The sequence below is a fragment of the Pedococcus sp. 2YAF34 genome (genome assembly GCF_052114585.1).
Taxonomy (GTDB): Bacteria; Actinomycetota; Actinomycetes; order Actinomycetales; family Dermatophilaceae; genus Pedococcus.
This window is the reverse complement of sequence record NZ_JBFRFA010000118.1, coordinates 1-423: the sequence shown is the minus strand read 5'-3', so window position 1 is coordinate 423 and position 423 is coordinate 1. Positions and strand designations below refer to the sequence as shown.

General features: G+C 67.6%; 1 protein-coding gene. It reads left to right on the top strand.

Going from position 1 to position 423, the window contains the following annotated elements; genetic code table 11:
* On the top strand, nt 1-423 hold a 423-nt coding region (locus AB4Z02_RS19155), incomplete at both ends, for an arsenate reductase/protein-tyrosine-phosphatase family protein (protein WP_441972961.1).

The following is a 423-nucleotide window of genomic DNA, read 5'->3' as shown; positions in this document are numbered from 1 at the left end:
GCACAGGTGTGAACGAGTTCCGCATCCTGACCGTCTGCACGGGGAACATCTGTCGTTCCCCTCTCGCCGAGCAACTGCTCGCGGCGAGCCTCGACGGTCTCGACGTCTCGGTGAGCAGCGCAGGCACTGCTGCGCTCATCGGGCGTCCCATGGATGAGCGCGCAGCCGCGTACTCGCGCCAGTTCGGCGGGATTCCGGATGCGCATCTCGCGCGCCAGCTCACGGTCGAGCACCTGCGTGACACCGATCTCGTATTCGCCCTGAGCCGCGAGCACCGGCGTTACATCGTCGAGGCCCTCCCCCGCGCATCCCGTTTCACGTTCACCCTGCGCGAGTTCGCGCGCCTGCTCGACACCCTCAACATCGACGACCGCGACGAGATCGCCGCACAGCCCGACCAGCACGCCCGCCTCAGCACTCTCG